The organism is Sphingomonas sp. CCH15-F11, from assembly GCF_001557005.1.
In the GTDB taxonomy this organism is placed as follows: Bacteria; Pseudomonadota; Alphaproteobacteria; order Sphingomonadales; family Sphingomonadaceae; genus Sphingomonas.
This window is the reverse complement of the sequence record NZ_LSKG01000056.1, coordinates 1-3,364: the sequence shown is the minus strand read 5'-3', so window position 1 is coordinate 3,364 and position 3,364 is coordinate 1. Positions and strand designations below refer to the sequence as shown.

Here is a 3,364-nt window from a genome sequence, read left to right as displayed (position 1 = left end):
GGATGGTGATGGCGGGGATCGTCTTTTCAGGCGCCGACCATGCGCGCGTCACGCACGCGGTTGCCGAGGCCAAACATGGCACGGACGGCGAGATCGTGACGATCGTGACGCCGCGGTCGGACGAATATCACGACGTCGCCCTGCACTTCGCGGTCGCCGCGATGCTGCTCGTGCCCGCGCTGCTCGCCGCCGCCCCCGCGCTGCTGGTGCGCAAGCTCGCGCTGTTCGGCGGCGGCTGGGATGCGGGCACAGACCTGGCGCTGCTGCTGGTCGGCGTGTTCGTCGTCCAGGCCATCGTCTTCCTGGTCGTGCGGTACGGGCTCGCGTGGCGGCGGCTGCGGATCCGGATCGCGCCCTTGTCGACCCGCGAGCGACGGGTACGTCGGCGCGCCATCCAGTTCTTCAAGGCGGGCGCGGAGAAACGCACGCGGCAGCGCGTCGGCATCCTCCTGTTCCTGTCACTCGATGAACGCATCGCCGAGATCGTCGCGGACGAAGCGATCCATTCCAGGGTCGCACCCGAAATCTGGGGCGAGGCGATGGCGGCACTGGTCGATCGCGTGCGCGCTGGTGACGCGGCGGGCGGGATGGTGGCGGCGGTCGCGCGGATCGGCGCGGTGCTGGCCGAACATTTCCCCAAGACCGCCGATGATGTGAACGAGCTGCCCGACCGGCTGATCGAGCTATGACGCTGCCCCCCGACCATGACGCCCCGGTCGAGACGATGTGGGAAGGCCGCTACATCGTCGCGAAGAAGCGGGGGCGGTGGGAATATGTCGCACGTGCCCGCGGCATCCGCGCGGCGGTGATCCTGGCGGTCGAGGATGGCCATGTCCTGCTGGTCGAGCAATATCGCGTGCCGCTCGGCCGGGCTTGCCTGGAATTGCCGGCCGGGCTGATCGGCGACGAGGCGGCGGGCGAGGACGCGCTCGCCTCCGCCGCGCGCGAGCTGGAGGAGGAGACGGGGTGGCGTCCGGCGCACGTCGAATCGCTGGGCCAGTTCCATTCGTCGCCGGGCATGGTGTCCGAAAGCTTCACGCTGGTCCGCGCGACGGGCCTGACCCGCGTGTCCGACGGCGGCGGCGTCGCGGGCGAGGGGATTACCCCCTATCGCGTCGCGCTCGACGCGCTGCCGGCCTTCATCGCCGCGCGCCGCGCGGCCGGGGTAGCGGTCGACGTCAGGCTGATGCTGCTGCTCGCCGACGCGCTCCTGCCGCCGCCCTAGCGGAAATTGTCGGCATAGGCCTGGAGCTTGAGCTTGCGCGCGGGAGCGGGCACGACCCGATAGGCGATCCCTTCGCGCTCGGCATAGGCGGTCGCGGCTTCCACCGTCGGAAAGCTCAGCCGCAGCTGGTTGCGAGTGTCGCCCGATCCCGCCCATCCGGTCAACGGATCGGGCCGCTGCCCTTCGGCCGCGTCGAATTCCAGCATCCAGCGGTCGGTATTGGCGCGGCCGGACTGCATCGCGTTCTTGGGGCGCTGATAGATGCGGGCGGTGGGCAAGGGACACTCCGTAAATGGCAGTTCGCCGGGTGATCTAGCGCGATCCGCCGCGCCGTGCATCCGCATTCTTGGTGCGCAGCGTCGCGGTGGCGGCGGCCGGATCGTCGGGCCAGGGATGCCGGGGATAGCGGCCGCGCATCTCCTTTGCCACCGCCGCCCAGCTGCCCGCCCAGAATGCGGGCAGGTCGCGCGTGGTCTGGATGGGGCGCCCGGCCGGCGAGGTCAGGCTGAGCACCAGCGGGACGCGGCCCTGCGCGACCGCCGGATGGACCGAGAGCCCGAACAGGCTCTGCACGCGCAGTTCGACGCGCGGCCCCCCTTCAGCGGCATAGTCGATCGCGTGGCTCGACCCGGCGGGCGTTTCAAATCGCGCGGGGGCGAGGCGCTGAATTGCCTGAACCGCGTCCCAGCCGAGCAGCCCCTCGATCGCCTGGGTGAGCGCACCCGGGTCGATCGCGTCGAGCCGGCGCTTGCCCGCAAGCAGCGGCGCGAGCCATTCGTCGAGCCGCGCAAGCAGCGCGGCGTCGTCGAGCGCGACATCCGCACCGCCATGCGCGGCGGCAAAAGCGGCACGGATACGCAGCCCGCGCGCCGTGTCGTTCCAGGGCAGCAGGTCGAGGCCATGGTTGCGCACGCCGTCGAGCAACGCCGCCTCGATCGCGGCGGGCGTCGCCGCGCTGTCGGGTCCGCTTGCCAGCCGGATCGTGCCCAGCCGGCGCGCGCGCGTCGCGGTGACGCCCCCGGTCGCGGGATCGAAGCGCACCTCGCGCACCACCTCGATCCGGTCGCCGAACATCGCCTCGACCGTCTCGATCGTCAGCGGCGCGGCCGACAGGATGCGCGCGCCCGCCGCCATCCCCTGCGTTTCGGCCACCGCCAGCCATTCGCTGCGCGCCAGGCTGCTGGCCGGATCGAGCCGGAAGCCGCGCCCGCCGACCGACGCCCAATGCTCGCCGCTCGCGTCGCGGCGTCGCGCGACGCGGTCTGGATAAGCGAGCGCGACACAGATGGCAGGCGCATCTAGCCCCCTCCCCATTTGGGGAGAGAGTTGGGAGAGGGGCTGGCGAGGGTTGCGCTCTCCCCCCGGGGGGAGAGGGAGTTTTGACCAGCGTTGGGCAAGCTTGCGGGCGCTTTCCGCGCGCGCACCGCGTTCGCTGCGCCAGCGTTTCAGGCGCAGGTCGAGATCGGGATCGTTGCCGCCCAGCCCGCGCTCGCCCAATAGCACCGCAATCTCGGCCGCGGTCTGCGCGAGACCAAGCTCGGCGGCGCGCACCAGCATATGGCCCAAACGCGGGCTGAGCGGCAGCGCGGCGATCGCACGGCCATGCGCGGTCGGGCGACCATCATCGTCGATGGCGTCGAGCGCAAGCAGCCGCGCACGCGCCTCCGCGATCGCGGCATCCGGCGGCGGATCGATCCAGCGCAGGTCGCGCGGATCGCCGACCCCCCAGATCGTGCAATCGAGCGTGAGCGCCGACAGGTCGGCCTCAAGAATCTCGGGCGGGTCATAGGCGGGCAGGCCGGCGGTCGCCGCGGCCTCCCACAAGCGATAGGCGATGCCCGGCCCCTGGCGCGCGGCACGCCCGGCGCGCTGGGTAACCGCGGCCTGGCTGGCGCGTTCGGTGACCAGCCGCGTCATTCCGGCCGCGCGGTCATAACGCGGGCGGCGCGCCAGCCCGGCATCGACGACGATGCGAATGCCGTCGAGCGTGAGCGACGTTTCCGCGATCGACGTCGCCAGCACCACCTTGCGCCGACCATCGGGGTCGGGCGCGATCGCGGCGCGCTGGGCGGCGGGATCGACCTGGCCATGCAGGCGGTGGAGGATCAGGCCGGGGCCGATCGGCTCGAGCCGTTCCGC

At 71.9% G+C, this 3,364-nt stretch carries 4 protein-coding genes; 2 read left to right on the top strand and 2 right to left on the bottom strand.

All coding sequences use genetic code 11. The features are described from left to right. The first annotated feature begins 2 nt into the window (after positions 1 to 2). Positions 3 to 689: a TPM domain-containing protein gene (locus AX709_RS18855; RefSeq protein WP_231727434.1), complete on the top strand. Its 687-nt coding sequence runs from the start codon at positions 3 to 5 to the stop codon at positions 687 to 689. Beyond that, positions 686 to 1,225 carry an NUDIX hydrolase gene (locus AX709_RS05430; protein WP_066547677.1) on the top strand — a complete coding sequence of 180 codons (540 nt, stop codon included), beginning with the start codon at positions 686 to 688 and terminating at the stop codon, positions 1,223 to 1,225. The genes AX709_RS18855 and AX709_RS05430 overlap by 4 nt, the downstream gene beginning before the upstream one ends. Here the strand turns inward: AX709_RS05430 and AX709_RS05425 are convergent. Both AX709_RS05425 and hrpB read right to left on the bottom strand, forming a co-directional pair. Beyond that, positions 1,222 to 1,503: an ETC complex I subunit gene (locus AX709_RS05425; RefSeq protein ID WP_066481649.1), complete on the bottom strand. Its 282-nt coding sequence runs from the start codon at positions 1,501 to 1,503 to the stop codon at positions 1,222 to 1,224. The genes AX709_RS05430 and AX709_RS05425 overlap by 4 nt on opposite strands. 34 nt (positions 1,504 to 1,537) lie before the next feature. Then, positions 1,538 to 3,364 (bottom strand): ATP-dependent helicase HrpB (gene hrpB / locus AX709_RS05420; RefSeq protein WP_066547674.1); only part of this gene is annotated, 1,827 nt, incomplete at its 5' end.